At 23.1% G+C, this 24,298-nt stretch carries 29 protein-coding genes; 10 read left to right on the forward strand and 19 right to left on the reverse strand.

Going from position 1 to position 24,298, the window contains the following annotated elements; genetic code table 4:
* Positions 1-73: 73 nt before the first annotated feature.
* Entirely contained in the window at positions 74-877 is an 804-nt protein-coding gene (locus AACK81_RS06430; protein WP_338960784.1) for a phosphotransferase, read from the forward strand.
* A gap of 50 nt (positions 878-927) precedes the next feature.
* On the opposite strand, the gene AACK81_RS06435 is transcribed toward AACK81_RS06430, so the two are convergent.
* From AACK81_RS06435 to topA, 4 genes are all read right to left on the reverse strand, one after another.
* Positions 928-1,230: a hypothetical protein gene (locus AACK81_RS06435; protein ID WP_338960787.1), complete on the reverse strand. Its 303-nt coding sequence runs from the start codon at positions 1,228-1,230 to the stop codon at positions 928-930.
* A gap of 137 nt (positions 1,231-1,367) precedes the next feature.
* Positions 1,368-2,252 carry a riboflavin biosynthesis protein RibF gene (ribF, locus tag AACK81_RS06440; RefSeq protein WP_338960790.1) on the reverse strand — a complete coding sequence of 295 codons (885 nt, stop codon included), beginning with the start codon at positions 2,250-2,252 and terminating at the stop codon, positions 1,368-1,370.
* A complete protein-coding gene (gene truB / locus AACK81_RS06445; protein ID WP_252320746.1) occupies positions 2,245-3,168 on the reverse strand; it encodes a tRNA pseudouridine(55) synthase TruB in 924 nt (307 codons plus the stop codon). Before truB ends, ribF begins: the two co-directional genes overlap by 8 nt.
* 9 nt (positions 3,169-3,177) lie before the next feature.
* Positions 3,178-5,139 carry a type I DNA topoisomerase gene (gene topA, locus AACK81_RS06450; RefSeq protein ID WP_338960793.1) on the reverse strand — a complete coding sequence of 654 codons (1,962 nt, stop codon included), beginning with the start codon at positions 5,137-5,139 and terminating at the stop codon, positions 3,178-3,180.
* Positions 5,140-5,385: 246 nt separating this feature from the next.
* Between topA and AACK81_RS06455 the strand changes: the two genes are divergently transcribed.
* Positions 5,386-5,814, forward strand: a complete 429-nt coding sequence (locus tag AACK81_RS06455) for a hypothetical protein (RefSeq protein ID WP_338960795.1) — start codon at positions 5,386-5,388, stop codon at positions 5,812-5,814.
* 168 nt (positions 5,815-5,982) lie between these two features.
* Here AACK81_RS06455 and AACK81_RS06460 read toward each other — a convergent pair whose 3' ends face one another.
* The 5 genes from AACK81_RS06460 to AACK81_RS06480 form a co-directional block, all read right to left on the reverse strand.
* Entirely contained in the window at positions 5,983-6,507 is a 525-nt protein-coding gene (locus AACK81_RS06460) for a hypothetical protein (RefSeq protein ID WP_338960798.1), read from the reverse strand.
* Positions 6,508-6,534: 27 nt separating this feature from the next.
* Entirely contained in the window at positions 6,535-6,945 is a 411-nt protein-coding gene (locus AACK81_RS06465; RefSeq protein WP_338960801.1) for a hypothetical protein, read from the reverse strand.
* A gap of 56 nt (positions 6,946-7,001) precedes the next feature.
* Positions 7,002-8,060 (reverse strand): MSC_0882 family membrane protein, encoded by a 1,059-nt coding sequence (locus tag AACK81_RS06470; protein WP_338960804.1) that lies wholly within the window; start codon positions 8,058-8,060, stop codon positions 7,002-7,004.
* A 19-nt stretch (positions 8,061-8,079) separates the two neighbouring features.
* Positions 8,080-8,388 carry a hypothetical protein gene (locus AACK81_RS06475; protein ID WP_174480536.1) on the reverse strand — a complete coding sequence of 103 codons (309 nt, stop codon included), beginning with the start codon at positions 8,386-8,388 and terminating at the stop codon, positions 8,080-8,082.
* A gap of 123 nt (positions 8,389-8,511) precedes the next feature.
* Positions 8,512-9,693, reverse strand: a complete 1,182-nt coding sequence (locus AACK81_RS06480; protein WP_338960807.1) for a prolipoprotein diacylglyceryl transferase — start codon at positions 9,691-9,693, stop codon at positions 8,512-8,514.
* A gap of 277 nt (positions 9,694-9,970) precedes the next feature.
* Here AACK81_RS06480 and AACK81_RS06485 point away from each other — a divergent pair, with 277 nt between their 5' ends.
* On the forward strand, positions 9,971-10,939 hold the full coding sequence (locus AACK81_RS06485) for a hypothetical protein (RefSeq protein WP_338960809.1): 969 nt from the start codon (positions 9,971-9,973) through the stop codon (positions 10,937-10,939).
* Between the two features lie 180 nt (positions 10,940-11,119).
* On the opposite strand, the gene AACK81_RS06490 is transcribed toward AACK81_RS06485, so the two are convergent.
* Positions 11,120-11,632: a hypothetical protein gene (locus AACK81_RS06490; RefSeq protein ID WP_338960812.1), complete on the reverse strand. Its 513-nt coding sequence runs from the start codon at positions 11,630-11,632 to the stop codon at positions 11,120-11,122.
* 127 nt (positions 11,633-11,759) lie between these two features.
* Entirely contained in the window at positions 11,760-12,047 is a 288-nt protein-coding gene (locus AACK81_RS06495; protein ID WP_338960814.1) for a hypothetical protein, read from the reverse strand.
* Between the two features lie 134 nt (positions 12,048-12,181).
* Here AACK81_RS06495 and AACK81_RS06500 point away from each other — a divergent pair, with 134 nt between their 5' ends.
* Complete coding sequence (locus AACK81_RS06500) at positions 12,182-12,352, forward strand: hypothetical protein (protein WP_338960816.1); 171 nt, start codon at positions 12,182-12,184, stop codon at positions 12,350-12,352.
* Between the two features lie 150 nt (positions 12,353-12,502).
* On the opposite strand, the gene lepA is transcribed toward AACK81_RS06500, so the two are convergent.
* Positions 12,503-14,311 carry a translation elongation factor 4 gene (gene lepA, locus AACK81_RS06505; RefSeq protein WP_422397373.1) on the reverse strand — a complete coding sequence of 603 codons (1,809 nt, stop codon included), beginning with the start codon at positions 14,309-14,311 and terminating at the stop codon, positions 12,503-12,505.
* A 224-nt stretch (positions 14,312-14,535) separates the two neighbouring features.
* Between lepA and AACK81_RS06510 the strand changes: the two genes are divergently transcribed.
* From AACK81_RS06510 to AACK81_RS06530, 5 genes are all read left to right on the forward strand, one after another.
* Complete coding sequence (locus tag AACK81_RS06510; RefSeq protein WP_338960822.1) at positions 14,536-15,210, forward strand: BspA family leucine-rich repeat surface protein; 675 nt, start codon at positions 14,536-14,538, stop codon at positions 15,208-15,210.
* Between the two features lie 37 nt (positions 15,211-15,247).
* A complete protein-coding gene (locus AACK81_RS06515; RefSeq protein WP_338960825.1) occupies positions 15,248-15,583 on the forward strand; it encodes a hypothetical protein in 336 nt (111 codons plus the stop codon).
* A gap of 321 nt (positions 15,584-15,904) precedes the next feature.
* Positions 15,905-16,480: an ETX/MTX2 family pore-forming toxin gene (locus AACK81_RS06520; protein ID WP_338960827.1), complete on the forward strand. Its 576-nt coding sequence runs from the start codon at positions 15,905-15,907 to the stop codon at positions 16,478-16,480.
* A 251-nt stretch (positions 16,481-16,731) separates the two neighbouring features.
* Positions 16,732-16,863 carry a hypothetical protein gene (locus tag AACK81_RS06525; protein ID WP_338960829.1) on the forward strand — a complete coding sequence of 44 codons (132 nt, stop codon included), beginning with the start codon at positions 16,732-16,734 and terminating at the stop codon, positions 16,861-16,863.
* A gap of 253 nt (positions 16,864-17,116) precedes the next feature.
* The gene (locus AACK81_RS06530) at positions 17,117-17,584 is read left to right on the forward strand and encodes a hypothetical protein (RefSeq protein ID WP_338960831.1); all 468 of its coding nucleotides are present in this window, start codon (positions 17,117-17,119) and stop codon (positions 17,582-17,584) included.
* A gap of 164 nt (positions 17,585-17,748) precedes the next feature.
* On the opposite strand, the gene AACK81_RS06535 is transcribed toward AACK81_RS06530, so the two are convergent.
* From AACK81_RS06535 to AACK81_RS06560, 6 genes are all read right to left on the reverse strand, one after another.
* Positions 17,749-17,988: a hypothetical protein gene (locus tag AACK81_RS06535; RefSeq protein ID WP_338960834.1), complete on the reverse strand. Its 240-nt coding sequence runs from the start codon at positions 17,986-17,988 to the stop codon at positions 17,749-17,751.
* A gap of 134 nt (positions 17,989-18,122) precedes the next feature.
* Positions 18,123-18,704: a hypothetical protein gene (locus AACK81_RS06540; protein WP_338960836.1), complete on the reverse strand. Its 582-nt coding sequence runs from the start codon at positions 18,702-18,704 to the stop codon at positions 18,123-18,125.
* Between the two features lie 45 nt (positions 18,705-18,749).
* Positions 18,750-19,697, reverse strand: coding sequence for a methionyl-tRNA formyltransferase (gene fmt / locus AACK81_RS06545; RefSeq protein ID WP_338960839.1), 948 nt, complete (start codon positions 19,695-19,697; stop codon positions 18,750-18,752).
* Positions 19,684-21,438 carry a DUF2779 domain-containing protein gene (locus AACK81_RS06550; protein WP_338960842.1) on the reverse strand — a complete coding sequence of 585 codons (1,755 nt, stop codon included), beginning with the start codon at positions 21,436-21,438 and terminating at the stop codon, positions 19,684-19,686. The genes fmt and AACK81_RS06550 overlap by 14 nt, the downstream gene beginning before the upstream one ends.
* A gap of 36 nt (positions 21,439-21,474) precedes the next feature.
* Complete coding sequence (locus AACK81_RS06555) at positions 21,475-22,083, reverse strand: hypothetical protein (RefSeq protein WP_281747823.1); 609 nt, start codon at positions 22,081-22,083, stop codon at positions 21,475-21,477.
* A 21-nt stretch (positions 22,084-22,104) separates the two neighbouring features.
* The gene (locus tag AACK81_RS06560) at positions 22,105-22,386 is read right to left on the reverse strand and encodes a hypothetical protein (RefSeq protein ID WP_174480491.1); all 282 of its coding nucleotides are present in this window, start codon (positions 22,384-22,386) and stop codon (positions 22,105-22,107) included.
* 212 nt (positions 22,387-22,598) lie between these two features.
* On the opposite strand from AACK81_RS06560, the gene rpsT reads away from it, so the two are divergent.
* Positions 22,599-22,859 (forward strand): 30S ribosomal protein S20, encoded by a 261-nt coding sequence (gene rpsT / locus AACK81_RS06565; RefSeq protein ID WP_338960848.1) that lies wholly within the window; start codon positions 22,599-22,601, stop codon positions 22,857-22,859.
* 106 nt (positions 22,860-22,965) lie between these two features.
* Here rpsT and AACK81_RS06570 read toward each other — a convergent pair whose 3' ends face one another.
* Positions 22,966-24,111, reverse strand: a complete 1,146-nt coding sequence (locus AACK81_RS06570; RefSeq protein WP_338960850.1) for a threonine/serine dehydratase — start codon at positions 24,109-24,111, stop codon at positions 22,966-22,968.
* Between the last annotated feature and the right edge of the window lie 187 nt (positions 24,112-24,298).

A 24,298-nucleotide genomic window follows, 5' to 3' on the forward strand; every position in this document is an offset into this window, starting at 1 on the left:
ACTTTCAATAATTTTTATTTAATAAATTGTATAATTTTATTACGGACAATACAAGCAAAATAGAGGTGTCATTTTGAAATTTAAAACTATTAAACCACCATATCAATTAGAACTATTAAAAACAAAGGGTTTAACCAATGACTTATTTTTAGTAAATAAACATTTTTTTTTAAAACAATCTAAAGATATTTTGCAACCTTTTTTGAATTTTACAAATCAAATTAATGTTATTAAATTAATTAAATCAAAAAAAATTACATTACCTATTAATGAAGTCAATATTAATAATAATAAACTATTAACCTTAATGCCATATTATCATAATTTAATTAATTTAAGCGAACAAATAATTAATAAACAAATATTAGAACAAATTTCATCATTGGTAAAACAACTACATAATATTAAATTTGATAATAAATCATTAATTAAAACTTGAAAAGGCTTAGAACAACTTAATTTATACTGTAATTTAACTACTAGTAATCCTTGCTTAGAAAAAATAACCAGTGAGGTAATCAAATGAATTGCTACTTATCAACCAACAACAATTGTTTTATCTCATAATGATTTAACATTAAATAATTTTGTTAAAAAAAATAATTGCTGATATTTAATTGATTGAGATTTTGCCTGTTGAAATGATGAATTATTTGATATTGCCTCTTTTGCTTCTGAAAGTTTAACTTCTGAAACCGAAATTAATACTTGATTTAATTGTTTTAATTTAAATAATGAACAAACAATTATTGTCAAAAAATGAATGAATTATCAAAATTTAATTTGATATTATTGAGCTTGTTATTTATACGAACAAACTAATTTAAATATATATAAAGAAATTAGTGAAAGTAAATTAACTAATCTATTAAAATAAGTTATTTAAATAATTCATCATTTTAAGTCTGATTATGTAGTTTTAACTTCTTAACAAATTGAACCATAATTAGGTAATTTATTAGTAGTCTGTTTTTTTTGTTCAATTTGTTTTCCTTGTAAATTTATTTCTACTATATTATTAACAGCTGAAATGTTTGATTCTATTTCAATAACTATACATTTATTATTTGAAGTGTGTTCTTGTAACAATGGCATTGTTTCATCATTTACAATTTGACAATTATCATTTGAAGTAATATTTTTATGTAAATTTTCTTTATAATCACAGTTTGCACAAATTTCATTATTATCTTTTATTTGATTTATAAATTCTTTTACTCAATATTTCATTATTTATTTACTCCCTTTTTTCTTTTTTATTTTTCATTAGCATATACAATAAAATTTAATTTTACTGGAAATAGTTTTTAATAAATAGTATTTATAATGTTTAATAATTATTGTAAATATAAAGAATATCACAATTATTATGGCTTTAATAATTTACTACTAGAATTAGCAAAATATTTAATTGTTTCTATTAAATCTTTATCCACTTGTTTTTTTAAATCATCTAAATTAGTAAATTTTAAATTATCACGAAGAAAATCTAAAAATCTAACTTTAATGATTTTTCCATATAAATCTTGATTAAAGTTTAATAAGTAAGTTTCAACTAACGGCTTATTATTACGTAACATAATTACTGTCATACTTTGATATCATTTATTATCTACTTCAGTAAGCGTAATATAAGTAGCAAGACCTGGTAGTGCATAGTTTGTTAATAACGATAAATTAGCAGTTGGAAAATTAATCGTTCTAGCCTCTTTAATACCATGAACTACTTTACCACTAATTGTATATGACTCTTGTTGTAAACAAAGATTAGCACTACTAATATCTTTATTTTGTAAAAGTTGTTTAATATAAGTTGAAGAAACTTTGTTATTATTAACAATAATATCATTACAAAGATAAACTTGTAATGAAGATTGTTGTAATGTTTTAATATTACCTTGCCCTTGATAACCAAACCTAATATTTGGATTAACAACTACTGCTTTAACATTATTTGCCAATAATCACGAAATAAATTGCTCTGGTGAAAGTGTTGCTATTTCTTTACTAAACTTAATTTCCCAATAATAATCAAAATTATATTTAGCAATTGTTTTAATTTTATCTTCATTACTTAATAAAACCTCATTATTTTTATTACTAATTACACTTTGTGGTTTTCTATCAAAACTAATAATACATGTTTGATAATTATTTATTGTTGAATTAACTAATAATTGTTTAAATAAGGCTTGATGACCTTGATGAATACCATCAAAAAATCCTCAACAAGCAATAATTGGTTTAGACATCAATTTTTGATTTTGAATATTTAGATTTTTCAATTTTAATATCTTCATTACATTTAAAACCTCGTTGGCTTACGTATAAATTATTTTTTTGATTACGATAAATAGCTAATGGCAAATGTTCAGAATTAACAACTAAAACATATGGCTCATTAGTACTATCAATAACTAAAGGTTTACCATCAATAACACTTTTACTATTATCAACAACAATCGCTGGCATAATATTTTTAACACCATCATAAATACTAATATGATTTTTACTAACTGTTTCTTCATTGATAACATCTAAATTTAAGGCATTACTTAAATCAAAACCCGATTGATGAATTCTTCTCAAATAAGTTAAAGTTGCTGATGTATGTAAAATTCTAGCAATGTCAGTAACCAAAGCTCGAACATAAGTTCCTTTTGAACATACTACTTCAAAAGTAACTAAATCATTATTAAAACTAATTAATTTTAAAGATTTAATATAAACCTTACGTTTTGGTAATTCAACAGGAATATTCTCGCGAGCATATTCATAAAGTTTTTTACCATTAATTTTAACTGCTGCATAAGCAGGAATTATTTGCTCATATTGACGATTATTATAAAATTCAAGTGCTTTAACAATTTCTGATTCTTTTAAATCAAGATGTGGTTTTGATTCAATAATTTTACCAGTAATATCGCCGGTGTCGGTTTTTAAAAATAGTTGCATTTTTGCAATGTAAACTTTATCACTTTTTAAAATAAAATCACTAATTTTGGTTGCTTCATTCACAAGTACTACCATTAGTCCTGTTGCTAAAGGATCTAACGTACCTGTATGACCAATTTTATTTAATTTCAAACGTTTTTTAATAACAACAAGACAATCTTGTGATGTCATAAATGAAGGTTTATCTATTAATAATATATAATCTTTTAACATGCGTTTCACCTACTTTACTTCTTTATCAGAAGCTATTTCTTGATACTTTTCAACATGTTTACAATTTGGATAATTAGTACATGCTAAAAATTTTCGATTTTGTTTTGAAGATTTAACAACCATTCAACCATCTGTACATACTAAACAAGGTTTAATTTTTTCTAATTGTTTTTGAATATATCGACATTTTGGAAATGCTGAACAACCGTTAAATTTACCATATCTTCCTGTTCTTTGCACAAGTGGGGCACCACAAAGTGGACAATCTTGATCTAATAAAACTGGTTTAATTTTAAACTCAGTCATTTTATCAAAAGCATCATCAATCCTTGGTTCAAACTTAACTCAAAAGTCTTTTACTACTTGATGCATATCAAAATTACCATGAGCAATTTGATCTAATTGAGTTTCAACTTGTGAAGTATATGTCTCATTAATAATATCATAAAAAAACTCTTGAAGTTTATCATTAGTTAAAAGACCTTTCTCAGTAGCTTTAAAAGACTTATTTTCAATAATAACATAACCGCGTTCTTTAATAGTGTTCATAATTGGATTATAAGTTGATGGTCGACCAATTCCTAGTTCTTCTAATGTTTTAATTAATTTAGCTTCTGTGTATCTTGGTTTTGGTTTAGTAAAGTGTTGCTGTAAATTTACTGACTCAACTTTAATAATTTGATTTTTTTCAAATTTTGGTAAAACTAAAAGTTCTTCATTTTCAAGACTTTCTATATCAAGCGTTAAAAATCCTTTAAACTTGATTTGTTGTCCTATTAAACGAAATTGATAATCATTATTTTTAAATAAAACAGTAGTACTAATTAATTGTGCTGGTGCCATTAATGAACTAAAGGCACGAAAATAAATTAAATTATAAAGTTTTAATTGATCTTTATTTAAAAAATCAATAGCACGTTTATTATTCATTGTTAAATCAGTTGGTCTGATTGCTTCATGAGCATCTTGCACATTTTTTTTATTAGTCTGTTCTTTCTTCTGCCCAAGATATTGTTCACCATATTCATTAACAATTAATGTTTTGGCATTTTCAATAAATTTATCATTTAAACGTATTGAATCAGTACGAGGATAACTAATAAATCCGATAAGTGTTCCATTAACATCAATTCCTTCATACAATTGCTGAGCAATAAGCGTTGTTTTAGCAGTACTAAAATTTAATTGCGTTGATGCTGCTTGTAATAAACTACTAGTAGTAAATGGATTTAATGAATTACGCTTACGATTTTGTTCAGTAACAGAAATTACTTGATAACTATCACTTAATGCATTTTTAATAGCAACTGCTTCTTGTTCATTATTAATAACTAACAGTTCTTCTTTATATTTTTCACAATTTAATATTATTTTTTTTTGATAAGTACTATTAATTGTTCAAAATTCTTTACTAATAAAATTAGTAATTTCACGTTCTCTTGTTGCTATTAATTTTAATGCTACTGATTGCACTCTCCCTGCACTACGTGAACCGATCTTTTTTTGTAATAGATTACTTAAGCGAAAACCAATGATACGATCAACCATTCTTCTTGCTTCTTGACTACGAACTAATGATAAATCAATACTATGTGGAGATTTAAATGCTGTTAAAATTGCATCTTTAGTAATTTCATTAAAAGTTATTCGTGATGATATATTACTTGTTGCTAATACTTGATCTAAATGATAAGCAATTGCTTCTCCTTCGCGATCATGATCGGTTGCTAGATAAACATGAGTAATACTTTTTAATTTACTTTTTAATTCTTTTACCTTTGGCATTTTTTTGCGATCAATTTTGTAAATTGGTTCAAAAGTTTCTAAATCAATTCCCAAACCATATTGACCTTTAATTGCTAAATTACGAATGTGTCCATCCGAAGATAACACTAAATAATCATTACCTAAATATGATTGTACTGCTTTACTTTTAACTGGAGATTCCATGATTACTAATTTTGATGGCATCTTATATCTTCCTCTATATATAATTTATTAACTTTATTCAAATACTATTTTGTAATATATATAACTTTAACGCGAAAGTCAATATTTTTTTGGATATATGCTTTTTTATAAAAATTTTAAATAACTTATTAACAATTAATATATAAATTATGCTATATTTATTTAGTAAAAATTTAATATAAGTTTTTATCCTATTTATTTTTGTAAATAAATAGGTTTTTATTTTGATTTGAAAGGAACATAAAAATGAAATTTTTAAACACAAATGAGAGCGAAATTAATTCTGAAATACTTTCTAATTTATTAAAATCAATACTTCCAAATAATCCTCTTACAGTGGGATTAGTGTGTCTTGCTGGTGGAATTGGTTACTATTCATGAAATTTTTACAAAAATAAAAAACAAGAATTAAATATAAAAGTAATAGAAAAAAATGAAAATGAAAAAAAATATTTAGATGAATATAAAGAAAAAACTACATTAGACTCAAACAATCTAGTAAATAATGAAGCAAGTAATATAAGTAAATATGAATGTAATATAACATTAGATAATAACAATAACAAAAATGTTGAAGAAGAATATGATATGTTAGATGATGCAAAAGAAGCAATAAATGATGAAGATGAATGAGCAATAATTGATTTACCTTCTTATGGAAGTAATCATATTTAAAAATTTAATTATAATAAAAGTTACCATTAGGTAACTTTTATTATAATATGTCAATCTATAATCATTAATTTCATCTACTAATAATTGTTTTCTAAAATTCTTTTATTGCTTTCATAAAAAATAAATTTACTAAAATAATCATTTCAAAATAAAAAAAATAATTTTGTTTTAAAGAATAAAAAAATAATCAATTTCATTATTAAATTTGGAAAATTTTAAAGATATTTCAAAAATATAATATCAAATATCGGGAACTGAATTATTTAATATTATTCCAATTACCTTTTCATCAGTTTTTTGAAATTTTTTTCACTTATTAATTTTATCTTCAACTATTTTAATTAAATTAATTCAATTTCTATAAAAATTTCCACCTTTTTGTTCATTAATTTGTTTATCTAACTTTTTACCAACTTTTTCAAAATCTCTTACTCCATTAGGAAAAACAAACAACACAGGATTTAATTCAACAATTTCAAGTCCTAATGTTTTTTTATTATTTATATTTTCTAAAATAAAATCTGGGCCATTTAATCTACCTTGTTCTTTTGTAGTACCTATATATTCTTTTAAAATATAATTCTTTCTTATAATTATAGGAATAGATAAATAATGTGTAGATTCATTAAATCATCTAATTTCACTATCAATATTATGCACTTTTGAAAATTTTTCGGTAATTGGTTGTTTCAAAAATGTATTAGGAATTATTTTTTTAAACTAGGTTTTTAAAATGTCAATACCTTTATTATCATGGTAACATCTTAATCATTCATCATTAGTTTGATTATATATTAAAAAATCAAAAAATCATGACTCTATTATTTTATTTGAACAAGGAATTAAAAAATCAATAATCTTAAGTTTAGTTAAATAAGAAAAATATATTTCAAATAAATGATTTTTGCAAAAATCAGATGCATATATAGAGTTACTAAATTTAAATAACTCTTGTTCTTGTTCTAATTTATTTAAATTTGTTAAATGTTCAGAAATCATTTTTTTAAAATAATTTAAATCTAAACTATGACTAAAAATATTTTCTTCACAACTTTTAAATTGACATTTTTTATTTTGGAATTCATTGAAAGTAATTGTTTCTCTTCCTCATTTATTTAAATTTTTTGACATAATTAACACCTTATAAAAATGATTATTACTATATATATATATATTATAAATAATAACTACTTTTTCTTTCTTCTTTTTAATACAAATATTGGAATAACAATTGCAAAAAATATTAAAGCAGTAAAACCAATAGTAATAATCATACATATTCTATTTATCTTTTTTTTGTACTGATTTAACTCTTGTGGATTAATAATTTCATAGCCATAATAACTTATAATATTACGTTTACGAAATTTAAAAATAACAATATTAATCATATGAATAAAGAAAATAACACCTAAAATAATTGTTAATGTTATTGCATCTTTAATAATATCAGGAACATTAACTGTTCATTTTTGAATAATAAAAGTTAATTTCTGACCACTAATCAAAAACATAATGCCAATAATAATACCAAGAACAATATAACTACTAATACTTATTCAATTAATAATTATCAAGTTAGCATGAATTTTACGATAATTTCTAATTATAAAATTAGGAGGTAATAGCGATCCTTTTAGTGTTCTTTCAATATATAAATCCACTTCTCTTCTTAATGTCACAAATTCAATAATATTAATCAAAATAATAGTAAGAGCAATAATTGCTAATGGAATAGTAATTACAGGATGAGGAATAATTTTTATGTTAATCATACCAAAATATAAACCAATAAAAGTTGAAACAATAATTAATGTCATAACACCAATAAATAATAAAATCAATTGTTTTAGCTTCTCTGATTTAATTTCTCTGCTAATTGGTTTTGGAATTTTAAAACTATTTTTATAACTAACTATTTCCATAGTATTAAATGTTTGTGGTTGATCATAATACATATCTTTTTCTTTAGTAAAGTTTTCATTGATCGGCACTGTCTTTTTTTCTTGTAAAGGTATTATATAAGAACTAGTAACTTGTATATTTTTACCATCATATTTTTTTTCATTATAATCGTTTTCATTAAAATCAGAATTATGAATATTTTCTTTATTTTTATTAATTGGTGGTACAACATTGCTAAAATAAGTGTTATTATTAGTTGATTTTTGATAATCTTCTTTATCTGATAACCTATTTTTTTGTGAAAAAAATTTATCAAATAATTTAAATTTTATTTTAGACATATACATCACCTACATTTAATTAGTTAAAATATTTTTTTGTCTTTTTAGAAATATGTTTACTTGAATAAAATTTTCTTTGTAATTTGGCAATTTCATGTTCAATTTCCAAAATTTTATCTTCAAATTGATAATCTTTTTCTTCTAAACTTAAGTATCCTTTAATAGAAATCCTTTTGCGTAAATACATTATTAATAAAATTGATAATAATAACAGAAAAATCAAAAGTGCTAACCCACCCATTGAATATAAAAAAGTAGTAATTGGAATCTCAAAACCTAAAAACTTAATGGTATTAGTACTACTATCATCACTTACTACTGCTAACACTAATTTCACCTCATACATTAGTATATAAATATTATAACAAAAACACCAAATCTAATTAATATTATCTATTTAATAGCTTATTTTCTGTTATAATAATTATTTTAATAATAAAAAAGAATATTATTAATATTCTTTTTCATATGTTCATCCTTCGCTACGTAAATATTTTGCTGCAACAAATTGTGCAAATATTGCTAGAAACAGACCAAAGAAAGTAATCAATAATAAAATTGTATAATTAAGGATTGGACGATTAATTAAAAATAAATCTTCTGGTGGGCGCTGTAACTCTAAAATAAATCTAATTAAATTTCATCCAAAAAAATAAAGTCCCATTTGAACACCTGCATGCATCATTCGATAATGATGTGGATTATTTATTTCATAAAGTTTTTTGCTTTTATTTATATAATCATTAATTTTCTTACCAGAAGGTTTGACTTCTGCTAATGCTTTATTTACTACATTTTTTGGTACTTGATTATAATAGTAAACTTCATTTCACATTTTAATTCAAGTCAAATGCTTTGGGTCACGATTTACTTTATTTCAATATTTTGGATTAAAAGTTATTTTTCCTCAGTATTTAAAATTATCTTTAAAATCAAATTGAAACTTATCTGGTTCCACTTTTCATGGCTTTTTACCAAATCATTTACCAAGATTTGGAACAATAAATGTAATCGCTAATCATAAACCTAAATTAGCAATTGATTCATAAAGAAATATTGGTGCACGATAAACAATTTCACCATTAATCGTTTCGGGATTACCACTTGGTCCACCAATTAATTTAAAACAATTATCACGAATAAAAGCAGGTAATCATGATAATGAATCATAACTTACAACGTTACCAAGTAATTCATGATTAAAGAAATTACCTCAACGTCCTAATATCTGCCCTAATAAAATATTAGGAATAATTAAATCGCCATATATTCATAATGATATTTTATACTTACGACCAACAAAGTAAAAAATAATTGCACCAGCAATAATGCCAAATAAAACACCACCATGAATAGACATCCCTGGTTTTCAAAATGCAAATTTTTCAAAAAAACTAATTGACTTATCAGGATCATCCTTACCAAGAAAACTAGCACCAAATAATGAAGCAGGAATAATAAATATTATTGATCATGCTAAAGAATCAGTAGGAACACGATAACGTTTAAATTTTACTCAAGAAGCAATAATTGAAGCAAAAATACCTGACATAATAGCAAATGCATAAACATGAAATCATCCACCATAAGTATCAGTAATGCCGTGAGGTCCAACAAAATCTAAATTTAACATAACAAACACCTCACTTACAAGACCATCTTTTAATATAGAATACCATAATAGAATACCATAACTAACTAAGAATCACAATATAAATAAAGACAAACAATACATATTGCATATATAATTTTGATAAAGTGTAATTGTAATTCACATTTTTTTAGATTTTTTATTGTATATTATTTTTTGCAAATATAAACTTAAATTAAGATTTACCAAAAAACAAATACAAAAAATAATGTATTTTTGATAAATCTTAATTTATTTTTTAAAAAAAGGGGGAATGAAAATGAAATTTAAACAATTGTTATTATTAATTACCAGTGTTACAAGTTTAGGGATGATATTATCAAATAATAAAATAATTAATAGCAATCAAAATACTACTTTTTTAAATAAAAACAATGTTTCTAAAATTAGTTTTAACAAAATGACAGGCACTACTGGTGAAATTAATAGTTTAACTTTTAACGGTGAGCAAACTTATGCTGTTAATAATAAAGGTATTGTTTATAAAAGTGACAATGGTCAATCTTTTGAAGAAATAAATTTACTTAATTATGATTATAAAATAAAATCACTAATTATAACACCTAATGGAACAATTTACGTTGGAACTTATAATGAAAAAAATAATGAATTAAAAGTTTATATTCTTAAAAATGATCAACTTGCTGAAAAATATACTTTAAGTTCACATCAATTATTAGCAATGACTTTTGACAAAGAAAATAATATTTATATAGGAACAAATGAAGGGGTATATACTAATTCAAGTCCAACAACTGAATTAGAAAAAATAGATGGGGCAACAGGTAACATTACAGTTTTAAAAACAACTAAAAATGGCTTAATTTATGCCGGTAATACAGAAGGAATGATTTTTAAAAGTATTGGGGGTAATCCTTTTAATTTAGTTGAGCAACTAGAAGATAGTGGTATTACAAGCATTGCTGTTGATAATAAAGAAACAGTCTTTGTTACTAACAAGAGTAAAAAAGTTTATTATAAACCTGTTACTAGTCGTAAATTTTTACAATATAAGCAAACTTTAAAAACAATAAATACAACAGTAATAACTTTTGGAACAGGAGTTTTAGTTGGTGATAAAGATGGTAATATATGAAAAAGTTATAAAGAAAACAACTTTAATTTAATGAATGAAAATAAACTTAATTCAATTAACGAATTAATTTATAATTCTAATAATTTTACTATTTATGCAACAACTACTGATGGAATATATAAAAATAAATAATCTAATTTAAAATAACTAATTTTAAGTTAGTTCTTTTTTTAAAAAAAATTGTAATACTTATTGAAAAATTTAATAGTAAAATTATAAATCATTTTAATTTTTATAATTTTGTTTATTCATAAAACATCTCTAATATTTTATTAGAGATGTTTTTAAAGATACTTTATAAATATATTAAACTTATATATTTGCTTGTAAATTTGATTTATATAAAAAACTATTACTATTTTTTAACTTTAATTTTATTTCTTTAAAAAAATCAAATTTTTCTTTTTCTTTATAATCATTAGAAAATATTTCTAAAGTTTTAGCATCAGATTTTTCATAAAAATGATATATATTATTGAATACTTGTTCTTGTGTTTCTTCTTCTTTTATTACTCGATATATAAAATTAAGAACTGAACACATTTTTCGATATTTATTATCTTTTCTTAAAGCATTATTAAATTTTTCTTTTTGTTTAATATTCATTTTGGATATTTTAGAACTATTTTTAACGTTTGTTATATCAATTTCTTCATCCACTAAATAAACTACTTGATCTAAAAAATTTAATACTAATTCATCTACATCTTTTGATTTATATTTTTTTAAGGTTTCTAAATAAGTATCTGCTAAATTAATTGCTAATAAATTTAAAAAATTATTTAAAACTTTTGTTTTTAAATTTTTATTGATATTTAAATCCATTATCAAAACTCCTTAAAATCACCTTCAATAGAGTGATTATATCAATTTTAACCTCATATTTTTGTAAATACAATATTACTTTATTTTTTTACCTTTAATTCGTTTTCTTTTAAGTTCTAATTCTAATTTAGCTTAAATAATAATTTTGTCTATTTATAATTAATTTATTTTCTAATATTAACCCTAATCTTTTAGTTTTTTCTTCAGCTAATTCTTTTTGTAATTTTCTGTCTTTTTCATTTTCAAGTGATTCATGTTTAAATCTAGAATCTTGTAAATCTTTTTCATGTTGTCTTTGCTTTTCTTTATCAATTAATTTTGCTTCAATCTTAGCTCTATTTTCTATATACTTTTTAATACTTTTAAAAATAGAAATTGGGTTCAAACAATCAATTATTTTTAATAAAATTTTCACATAACCCTCTACTCCCCATTTAAGTAATTATTATTAATATACTTATTATAAATTAAAATTTTATCAATTTCTTAGGGAATTATTTATAAAACTTTGAAATGGGGAATATAAAATGATTAATAACATAAAAAAATATGATTAAAAATTACTCTAGAGAAATTGAGTGTCACGCAATAATTAAAAATAATTTAGAAAATAATCAGTCAAAAACTCAAGAAAATTTAATTAATATTGAAATGCAAAAAAAATACATCAAAATTAAAATGGAAATAATTGCAGAATTAAAAAAAATACTATATATTTAACATAAAATTGTGAGAAATCTGATTTTAATCTAAAAATATGATTTATAAAAATAAAAAAAATAATTGTTCTATTTAAGTCAATTATTTTTTTTATTTTCAAATAATTCAATTTAGAAAAATACAAATCATATATATATATATACATTTTTATTAATTTTCTTCATCTATTTTTAAAACAGCACGAAATGCTTCTGGTGGTAATTCAACATTACCAATCGATTTCATTTTTTTCTTTCCTTCTTTTTGTTTTTCTAAAAGTTTTCTTTTTCTTGTAATATCACCACCATAACATTTAGCAATAACATCTTTTCTAACTGCTTGCACAGTTTGACGAGCAATAATTTTATTATTAATAGCAGCCTGAATAGCAACTTCAAAATTTTGTTTCGGAATTAATTTTTTTAATTTTTCACATAAAACACGCCCACGATCATAAGCAAAATCCTTATGAACAATAACAGATAATGTATCAACAATATTACCTGCTAATAAAATATCCATTTTCACTAATTTACTTTCCTGATAACCAATTAACTCATAATCTAATGAAGCATAACCTTTTGATATTGATTTTAATTTATCAAAAAAATCAATGACAATTTCATTCAGTGGCATATTATAAATAAGAGTTCTTCGTAAATTATCAGCATATTTTAGATCTAAATAAGTTCCGCGTTTATCCTGACATAATTGCATCAATGCACCAACATATTGTTCTGGTGTCATTATTGTTACTTGTACAAATGGTTCTTCTACACTTTTAATTGTTTGCACAGTTGGTCATTTTGCTGGATTATCAATTATTAACTTTTCACCATTAGTTAAATTTACTTCATAAATTACAGAAGGAGCTGTTGAAATTAAAACTAAATTATATTCACGCTCTAAACGCTCTTGAATAACATCCATATGTAATAACCCTAAAAAACCACAACGAAAACCAAAACCTAATGCTTGTGATGTTTCAGCAGTAAAAATTAATGAGGCATCCGATAATTGAATTTTATATAATGCATCCTTTAATTCTTGATATTTATTAGTATCAATTGGATATAAACCACAATAAACCATTGGTTTTAAAGTTTTATAACCTGGTAATGGTGCATCAGCAGGATTAATAACACTAGTAATCGTATCACCAACATGAATATCACTAATTATTTTAATTGCACCACTAATTCAACCAACTTCACCAGCTGTTAACATTTCTCTCTTTTCTTCTTTTGGTGTGCGTACTCCTAATTCAGTAATTTCATATTCAGCACCAGTTGACATCATTCTTACTTTATCACCAACTTTAATTACACCAGTTTTGATTCTAATAAATGCCATCACTCCACGATATTTATCATATAATGAATCAAAAATTAAAGCACGTAATGGTTCATTATCATCAGCATCAATTGGATAAGGAATATATTTAATAACTGCTTCTAAAACATCGCGAATATTAATACCTGTTTTTGCAGAAATTAAAGGCGCATAATCAGCAGGTAAACCCAATACTTTTTCAATTTCTTCTTTAACTTTTTCTGGTTCAGCACTTGGTAAATCTATTTTATTAATAACAGGAATAATTGCTAAGTCATTATCTAATGCTAAATATACATTTGCTAAAGTTTGTGCTTCAATACCCTGAGCAGCATCAACTACTAAAATGGCACCCTCACATGCTGCTAAACTACGCGATACTTCATAAGTAAAGTCAACATGACCTGGAGTATCAATTAAGTGAAGCAAATAAGTATGACCATCTAATGATTGATATTTAAGCTGTACACTATTTAGTTTAATTGTAATGCCACGTTCACGTTCTAAATCCAGTGAATCTAACAATTGATTTTTCATTTCCCTTTTTGAAACGGCATTAGTTAATTCTAAAATACGATCAGCCAAAGTTGATTTACCATGATCAATATGGGCAATAATTGAAAAATTTCTAATGTATTTTTTATCGATACTCATAATATTATTTATTCACCTATCTTTTGCTTATAAACTATTTACTATGTTTTAGTATATCAAAGTTTAAATAAAATTAAATCGAAAGTTGCAGATAATCTTATAAATATAATTAAACTATCACTTAACAATATATGAAAAGATATATACATAAATAACTAGTTTTTAAAATCATGTAAAATTATAATAACAAAAAATAAAGGAGGGAGGGTGTTAGTAATATGAAAAAAATATTAACAACATTAAGTATTTTAGCAATTACAATTACTGTTGGAAATGTAAATAATGTTAATTTAAATAGTAGTTCGCAACAAAATGTACATATAATTAATAAAACTCAACAAGACACAATTTACATTGACAAAGATGGAGAACAAATAACAACTAATGAAACAGATTTATCAAATATAAATAGCAAAGAAATTGTTCAAATTGGATTTTATAAAAACATCATTAATCAAATTCAAGTGGTTAAAATGCCAAAAACAATTCAAAAAGTGCCAGATCAATTACCACCAGAAATAACTTCTTTAAAACACATGTTTTGAGATGCTATTGTCTTCAATCAAGATATTTCAAAATGAGACATTTCAAAAGTAACAGATTTAAATCTTATCTTTCAAAATGCTATTGCATTTAATCAAAGTCTTGCAGATTGAAATACATCAAATGTAATAAATATGAATTCAATGTTTGCTGATGCTTTAACATTTAATCAAAATATTTCAAATTGAAATACTTCTAATGCAACAAATATGAATAAAATGTTTTTTAATGCAAGATCATTCAATCAAAACCTTTCAAAATGAAATGTAAAAAAAATAATAGAACACAGTAATTTTGCTACTGGCTCAAAAATTGATAATCCCAATAAATTACCAAAATTTAAACAATAAAAAAAATAATAAGAAAAAAATAAGGTGGTAAATAATTATGAGAAAACTGCTAAGATTTATATTATCTTTAATGGTTGCAACACCAACAAGTATTAGTTTAGTTGCTTGTGGAGGAACAGTATATCCTGTACATAAAAAAGATTTAAAAGGTTTATCTGATAACTTAGACATTACAACACTTGATAATAATGTAAAAGTTTTTAAAGTTGAATTAATTAATAAATTAAGAAAAAAAATATTTTCAAATTTACAACTAAGCGATGTAAAAATTAGTAAAAATAATAATACACCTCTACAAGATGCTGATATTAAAAATAGAAAATTAATTATAAAAATAATTGCATTACGTACTTCTATAAACTTTACGGGTTAAAAAACGATAAATATAAATATTACAACCACACAAGAGAAAAAAGACTTAAATTTACTTATAGCAAATCAAAACCTAGGATTTATTAAAATTTTAGCAAAAAATTTAATTCCAACCAAAGAGGAACTTTTAATTGGTATCAAAAGCATAAATTATGATGCTAGTATTTTAACTATTAATGATTTTAATATTAAAGGATCTATTAATAGTACAAGTGCTATAATTGAAGGAACTGGTGACTATAAAGGTGAAATTACTTTAAGTTATAGACAAGAATTTGATTTTAATATATGAAATTTTCTAGACATTCTTGTAATGGGTCATATGAAAAATAAAGGTTATTGATTAGAAAATATGAAACTTAATATTAAAAATAATACAAACATTGAACAACCACTTAGTACACAAGAATACGATAAAGAAGTAACAAATACTTATTCTGTTACTAATACATATGATGTTGGTATAAGTGAAAAAATATCAATACCTTTTGAAGAAACAACCTTTAATTTTAACTTTGGTCATAGTACCACAAATACAAATTCTGAATCAGTAACATTAAAATATCCATCTCAAAAAATAAATGTATTACCTCATAAAAAGGTAAACATAGATTATGATATATTTTTAAATAATACTAAATCTGACTATATTCTAACTTTAAAATTAGATAAGAGTTCAACTTTTTCTGGAAATTTATATTATTGAGAAGATAATGTTAATAAAGGTTGACAAACATATAATTTCTATGAGCTTCTAACAGAATTAAATAAAAATCAATTTGCTAATAATTGTTTAATGTATGCTAACAATAACGAACTATATTATTCTATTCCATTAACCTTATATGGTAAATCTAATGAATTAGATGTTACAGTCAATCCAGAACAACCAATTTAAAGTTTATATAAAATATTTAATTCAAAAATAACATTTTTTAAAATAAAACTGCTCAATTGAGCAGTTTTATTAAATATTTTTTTATTCAACTTTAAAATTATTAAAACAACACTAACAAAAGAAAATTATTATGAAAATCATTAATAAGTGCTAAAAATATATAATTTATATCAGAAAATTATTTTTAATTAATTACCAAATTATTAAAAATAACTAAAATTTTTCTAGATTTAAAAGGAGAAAGAAAAAATATGAAAAATATGAAAACTTTATTTAAATTAATGACAGCAGTTATTTTAACAACAGTTAGTACAAGTTCACTTATTGCATGTCAATCAGATGATAATTTAAAAATGAATATACAAGTACAAAAAAGATTTTAATTTTTTAGATTCAAATAATAATTCAACAATCAAATTAGATATCTATCAAAATAATATAACTAAATTAACAAAATGAAACTCTATTCAACTAAACAATATTACTGCCAGCAATTTATTAGAAAATGATAGCGAAACTGCTAAAGCTAAATCTGCTGATGGTGCTAACTTTTTAGTTGATATTTTAAAATTAAAAGCAGTTAGTGGTCAAGGAAAATATAGACTTTTTAAACATAGTGATACACAATTCATTAAGATGAAAGTTAAATCTTACTCACCAATAATTAATAAAAAAATAGATCATACAGATTATATAATTACAGGTGCTACAGTAACTATATTTTTTGAAAAAAATAATAAACAATTATCTGACAATTATTTATTAAATATTTTATCCAAACCAAATGATGGTCTTGTATTACCTAAATTACCAACCACATCTAACATATCATTAAATAACTTTAATGATATTCCAGAATTTAAAATTGGACAACCTAAATCAAAATTATTAGTTGATACAGATTTAACAAACTATCTAAAAAGTCCAATTTATTCTTTAGGAGAAAGAATTGCTGATCTTATGAAACAAGGTGACCACTTTAAAGTTAAAGTAAGTAAATCTGTAAATGATGGAACTTATTTTTCAAAAGGTGATGTTATTAAAGTAAAATTTTCAATTCGTGAAATTCAATTTAATAATGAATATACGCTAACTATTATTTAAAATAAAAAATGAATATAATAATTATTCATTTTTTTATTATTAATTAAATATTAAAAGTAACATTTCATGATATTAATTTATCTATATTACTGATGTTAATCTCTTTGTTTGAGATTTACTACCTTCAATAACACTATTATTTTCTGATTCATTTATTTTTTCTACTATATATGTCATAGCAGAAACCGTTCCCACCGCAATAATACTACCAGCAAGCACAGGAGCAATAACGGGTGCACCACCAGCTCTCCAATTATAATACCACTAATAGCAGCAGAAAGAACAGTAGTTGCAATAACTGTTTCAGATGGTGTTGGATCGATTATATGATTTTTAATTACTTTTTTTAACTTAGATATTTTTTTAAAACTTTTTTTAAAACTTTTTTTAATTTTTTTATTCATAAAACCTTTTTCTCCTTATTTTAATTAAAAACCCTTTACCTTAAAACTTAAGTAAATGGGTATAAACTTATATTAAGTTTATAAAATTATACCATATTGTCTATATTAGATATCAATAATTGATAATAAGTAAACTATTCTAAAACAGTTATTTTTTTATTTTTTAAATAATCAAATTCTTGATCATTTCAAAAACTATAATTTGATCTAATCTTATTTTTACTAAGAGCATAATAAAGTGGAATAGCAACAAAATAAGCAAAGATAGCTTGAATACTATCAGTAATTAATTCATTAACTGTAATAGCATAATCTTGATAAATTACTAAATAAGACAATGGATAAATAAGTAATAAAATACCAGCAAAAAAGAAAGTATAAATAGTACTTCATCAAGATTTATTAATTAATAACTTAATAACAAAAAACATTAAAATTCTAATAAAAATTGTAATAGGAATAACCACAATTTTAACACCACTAATTAAATCAAAAATGCCACCGGCAATTGGTCCTGCAAATAACAGCATTGGCCCTTCAAAAAAAGCACAAAACGGAATAAAAACAGCATCAAATAATTGCAAAGTAGAATTTCCACCAAATAAACTAGTAATTGCTCAACCAAAAAGAAAAGTTGAACAATAACCAATTGTTACTAATAAACCAGTAATAATACCAGTCATTGCTAGATATTTAATTGAGCGAAAACGATACATCTTTTCCTCCTAGATTACCAAAAAATATTAGTTATTTTTTTATTACTATTTAAAGATAAAACCAATTGCAATTGAATTAATTTTAGAACCATAGTAACAAGCTGCTATAATTTCTTTTTTACCTGCTGGTTGAATAACCTTAATTACTATGTTATTAGTTTTAGTGGCAACAATAATACCTAATTTATTTATTGCAACAATTGTTCCTGGCAGAGCATTTGATAATTCATTAGTTACTGCTACTTGATGAATTTTGTATATATTATCATTCAATGTAGTATAAGCGATTGGTGTATTATACAATCCACGAACATGACATGAAATTAATTGTGCTGAAAGATTTCAATTAATTTTTTCATCACTTCTTTTAATATTTAAACCAAAAGTTACTTTATTTTCATCTTGTTCTTGCTCTTGTATTTCATTATTAATGATTTTTAATAAATATTTTATTAACATATTTTGTGCTAAAGTTATCAACTTATTAACTAAAGAAGTATATGTATCCTCAATACCAATTGAAACTTGTTCTTGAACATAAATTGCTCCTGCATCCATTTTACTTACCATTTTCATTAATGTAATACCAGTAGTTTGTAATCCATTAATAATTGCTCATTGAATAGGGGCACCACCACGCAATGATGGTAATAATGAAGCATGAATATTTAAACATTTATATTTTGGTAAATTTAAAATTGCTTTTGGTAAAAATTGACCATAAGCACAAGTAAGAATAACATCAATATTTAATAATTGTAAACTTTTTAAACTTTCAATAATATTTTCTGGTTGGAAAACAGGGATTTGATATTCTTCTGCCAATTGTTTAATTGCTAAAGGAACAACTTCTTGTTTACGACCAATTTTACGATCTGGCTGACAAACAACACCAACTATCTCAACTTCATTTTTCATTGTTATTAACAATGTTTTTAAAATATTTTCAGAAAAAAAAGAAGAACCCATAAATAAAATTTTAAATTTTTTCATAATTTTCGCCCTCAATTTTTGCTTTGTACATTTCAATAATATTTTTTACATGTCAGAATAATACTACCATACCTAAAGTATCTTGAGCACAATATTTTAACATATTTTCACGAAAATTATGAATTCAATTAGTTAAACTAATGTTATTTTCAACTCTTCTACGAAAAACTTCTGATGCCATATCTCCTTTTTTAATAACTAATCCTTCATAAGAAAAGGAAGGTTCAAATGCTGGTAAAGTTTTTTTAATTGAAAGAGAACCATAAAACTGTTCTTTATAAATTTTAAATTCTTTAAAAAAATCTTGTAAATCAATAGTACCATCATGGATTAATGATAATTTATTTTTATATTGAGGATAATAATAAGCTAATTTTTTAAGAACAGATTTCTCAAATGATTGATTATAAGCAACATACGTACCCTTACCATGAATATTAATTAAATCATGACATAATTTTTTTGTTAACATTTCTCTTGGATCATCATTTCCATCTGCTAAAAATTCATAATGTTTAATTGATTTATAAGTTTTAAAATCAAAATCTGGTGCCAATAATACATGGACAGAATATTGAAAAGGAATTTGTTGATATGGTTTACTATTTTTAAACTTAGGTATTGCAGATTTCATAGTCTCAAAATCATACATATAAATTGGATATTGGTACTTTTTGTATTCAATTTTTAAATCAACAAATTTATTGCCATCAATTAATTTTTCACCATTTTTAATTACATCATATTGTCTTAAATGTAAATTAGACTTTGTTAAAAATGGTAATAATCTTTCATCATTAATTTCTAACAAATCTTCTTCATAATATCACAATGCTTTCTTAGTTTTTCTTAAACGATATAATTCAAAAATAGTATTATGAATAGAAAAATATTTAAAAATATGAGGACAAAATTGATTACTATTTTCATGACAATAAGATAAAGTTAATAATTTAACTATTTCATCAATATCACTAATTTTAATAATATTCTTAATATTTTCATATTGTAATTTCAAATTATTATTTAAAATTTCATCTTGAATTGATTCAAAAAGACTAAAACTTTTTTTAGTATTAGGACTTTTTTGCCAAGTTGATCCATTAACAATAAATAATTCATTTAAATCTATTTTTTCTTTCTTAACATAATTATTATTTAAATACATAATATAAGTATTAACTACTTTAATTCCACATTTGGTTAAAATATCATACTGATAAAGTAAATCTCACATATGTTCTTCTTTAACTCAAGTTACTGCTTTTACTTCAATTAAATCCCAACCATCATTATTTCGTTTTAAAATATCACACTTAGTAACACAGCCCTGATATTCAAATCTTGGTTCAAATAAAACATCATACTCTTTATTATTAATAATTTCTATGACATTATTACCCGGTTCAGACTCAAAATTAAAATAAGAATATTTTACTTTAAAATATTCTTGAGCATAGTACCCAGTTTCAATACCATCTGCAATTGTTTCACCAAGATAAAATTCAGAATCATCTTCTTCATTATAATTATTTTCAAATGTATCATCATCTAAATCAGAAATAGTAATTAAATTAGATTTAAATTTACTACTTGTTTTAGTATGCGTTAGTTCAACAAAATTTATTATCTTTTTCTCTTCAATTAAATGCTTAGCTAAAGCATAATTTTTTGTATTTAAAAATCATGAAAGTTTTCGACAAATACGGAAATGCTTATAATCATCTTTATAAATTTTCATTACGTATCACCCAATTGCCTACTTAAAAATAAAGATTTATTTATCTTTTCATCCAGAAAATTTATCATGAATTGCAATTTTAGGTTTTTCTAAATTTTTAGCACGTTTTTTATTTTCTTTATTTTGTAAACGTTCTTCTTCAATTGCAAGTTTAACGGCTTCATTTTCTTTTTTAATTGCTGTTTTTTCTTCTGCTGTCTTTCTTTTTATTTTAATTTTACCACTACGTTTTTTTGACATTTCAATTTTCTTAAGTGTTTCTTCTAAATCCAATTCACAATTTACTTTTCAAATTGTTTCAAATTCTTTCTTTGATAATTGCTTAGTAAATCCTTCTACCTCAAATGCTTTAGTTGCAAATAAATCATTTTTCTTAGAATCATATAATTTTACAATTACATCAAAAACATCACGATAGCGATATTCTTTACTACTACGTGAAACTACTTGTTCAAATTCTACTGTTTTATGTTGCAATTTTAATTCATCACGCATAAAGGATTTAATAATATTTTTTACTTCTTTTTGACGTTGTTTTTTCTCTTCTTTTTTCTTCTTTTTTGCTGAAATGGTTGTAAAAATAAAAATTATTAAAACTACTCCTATAAGCGCTAACATTCATCATTGACTAGATAAATTTCCCATTTTTTATTCCTCTTTTTTGATTTATAAATTTTCCTCGATTACTGCTAATAGTTTAGTTGGACTCATCGGTGAAATTGTTAAAATTAAATTAACATCTTTTTTAATTACAAAATAAAGATGTGTTTTATTTACTCTAATATATTTAAAACTTTTTGTCTCTTCAATATCATAAGACTCATTAATCAATTTTAAACAATATTCACGTAATTGGATATCATTTAAGTCTTGCAATTTTAATCTTGTTCTAATCCTACCAATACTATGATAAGAAAATTGATAAGGGTTACGAAAATAGTAACTCATTTATTTACCACACCTACATTTATTATTAAATTTTTTAAACAAATAATTTACATTAAAAGTGTAAAAAAATTAAAATATACTATTAACAAAAAGCTAACACATTAATTATACTGAAAAAATAAAAAATATTATACAACATTTATGATTTTTGTTATAATTATTTTTGTTGTAATTAATCTATAAAACATGTTCAAAACAAAAAAGGAGAAAAAATGGCTAACATTGCATCACAAATTAAAAGAATTAAAACAAACCAAAAAAGAAATGAAATTAATAAAAGTTATAAATCTAAAGTTAAAACTGCTTTAAAAAAAGCTGAAATATCAATAAAAAACAAAGCAGAAAATGCTACAGTACTTGTTAATGAAGTATGTAGTTTAATTGATAAAGCTGTTGTTAAAGGCATTTATCACATTAATAAAGCTGCTCGTCAAAAATCTAAAATTATGACTAAATTAGCAAAAGCAAAATAACTATAATTTATTTTAAAAAGAGACACTATTAATAGTGTCTCTTTTTAAAATATAATTGATATTTTTAAACTAAATTTTTGTTTTAATAAAATACCAAATTCAAAAATTATTTAGCTAATAATGTAAAGTTAGAACTTGATGCTCTAATCTCAGCAAAAATTTTATTTTTTTGAAATTCATCTGATGTATCCATAACTATAAAAATACTAAAATTACTAATATCTAATTTATTACAATCAAATGTACTGTGAATTTTATAAATAGAAGCACCATTTTTAGTAATAATATTAATAATTTCGCTAATAGTACTATTATTAATTTTACCGTTAACTGAAAAAGGAACTCGTCGATGTGAACTAATTAAGGCACTATTAATAATTGTTCCTAATGTAGTAATATCAACATTGCCACCACTAATTACACAAACAACATTTTTATCTTTACCAATGATTTTATCTAATTTACCAGAAAGAATAGCAGCAACACTAACAGCACCACTACCTTCAGTTACAATTTTACATTTTTCTAATAAAAATAACATTGCTTGTGCAATTTCTTCTTCGCTAACAGTAATAACTTTATCAACATTTTTCTTTAAAATATTAAATGTTAATTCCCCTGTTTGTTTAACAGCAATTCCATCAGCAATTGAACTTTTACCTTGAATTTTAAATGGTTTTCCTTGTTTTAAAGCTTGATTATAAGAATCAACATTTTGTGCTTCAATACCAATAAATTTAATATTTGGATTTTTACTTTTTAAATAAATTGAAATACCACTTAAAAGTCCTCCTCCACCAATTGGAACTAAACAATAATCAATTTCTTTACCCATTGCATTCATTTGTTCATATATTTCCAAACCAATTGTACCTTGACCAGCAATAACAAAATTATCATCATATGGATGAACTAACGTTAACCCTTCTTCTTTTTCAAGTCTTAATGCTTCAGACATTGCATCATCAAACATATTACCACAAAGTTTAACAGTACATTTAGCACCACCAAATTCTTTAGTAGCAGCAATTAAACCCTTTGCTTGCTGTTCCTTTGATAAATTAAGAATTTTATTTAAAGCGCCTCTAATTTTAAAACTACCTGTTTTTTGTAAATTTTCTAACTTTAAAAATATATTATTACCAGAAAATGAAGAAAGTTTATCTGCTTTTATCAAACTTGTCTTACTAATTTTATCTTTAATTTTTGAATACGTTTCTTCAATTATTTCTTCACTTACTAAATTTTCCACAATGGTTCCTCCTGAGTTTCTATCTAATTTCTCAAATATAATTAATTATACAATATAATAACTTTTATTTATAAAACAACAAAAGTAATCATTAATAGTATATGATTTTATAATTAAATGGGATTTAAATTCATAAATGTTGATTTAAAGCAAGTGTTAAATTACTATACTAGATAATCACTATTCT

Origin of the sequence: Spiroplasma endosymbiont of Lasioglossum villosulum (genome assembly GCF_964020195.1) — a bacterium.
GTDB lineage: Bacteria > Bacillota_I > Bacilli_A > Mycoplasmatales > VBWQ01 > Spiroplasma_E > Spiroplasma_E ixodetis_A.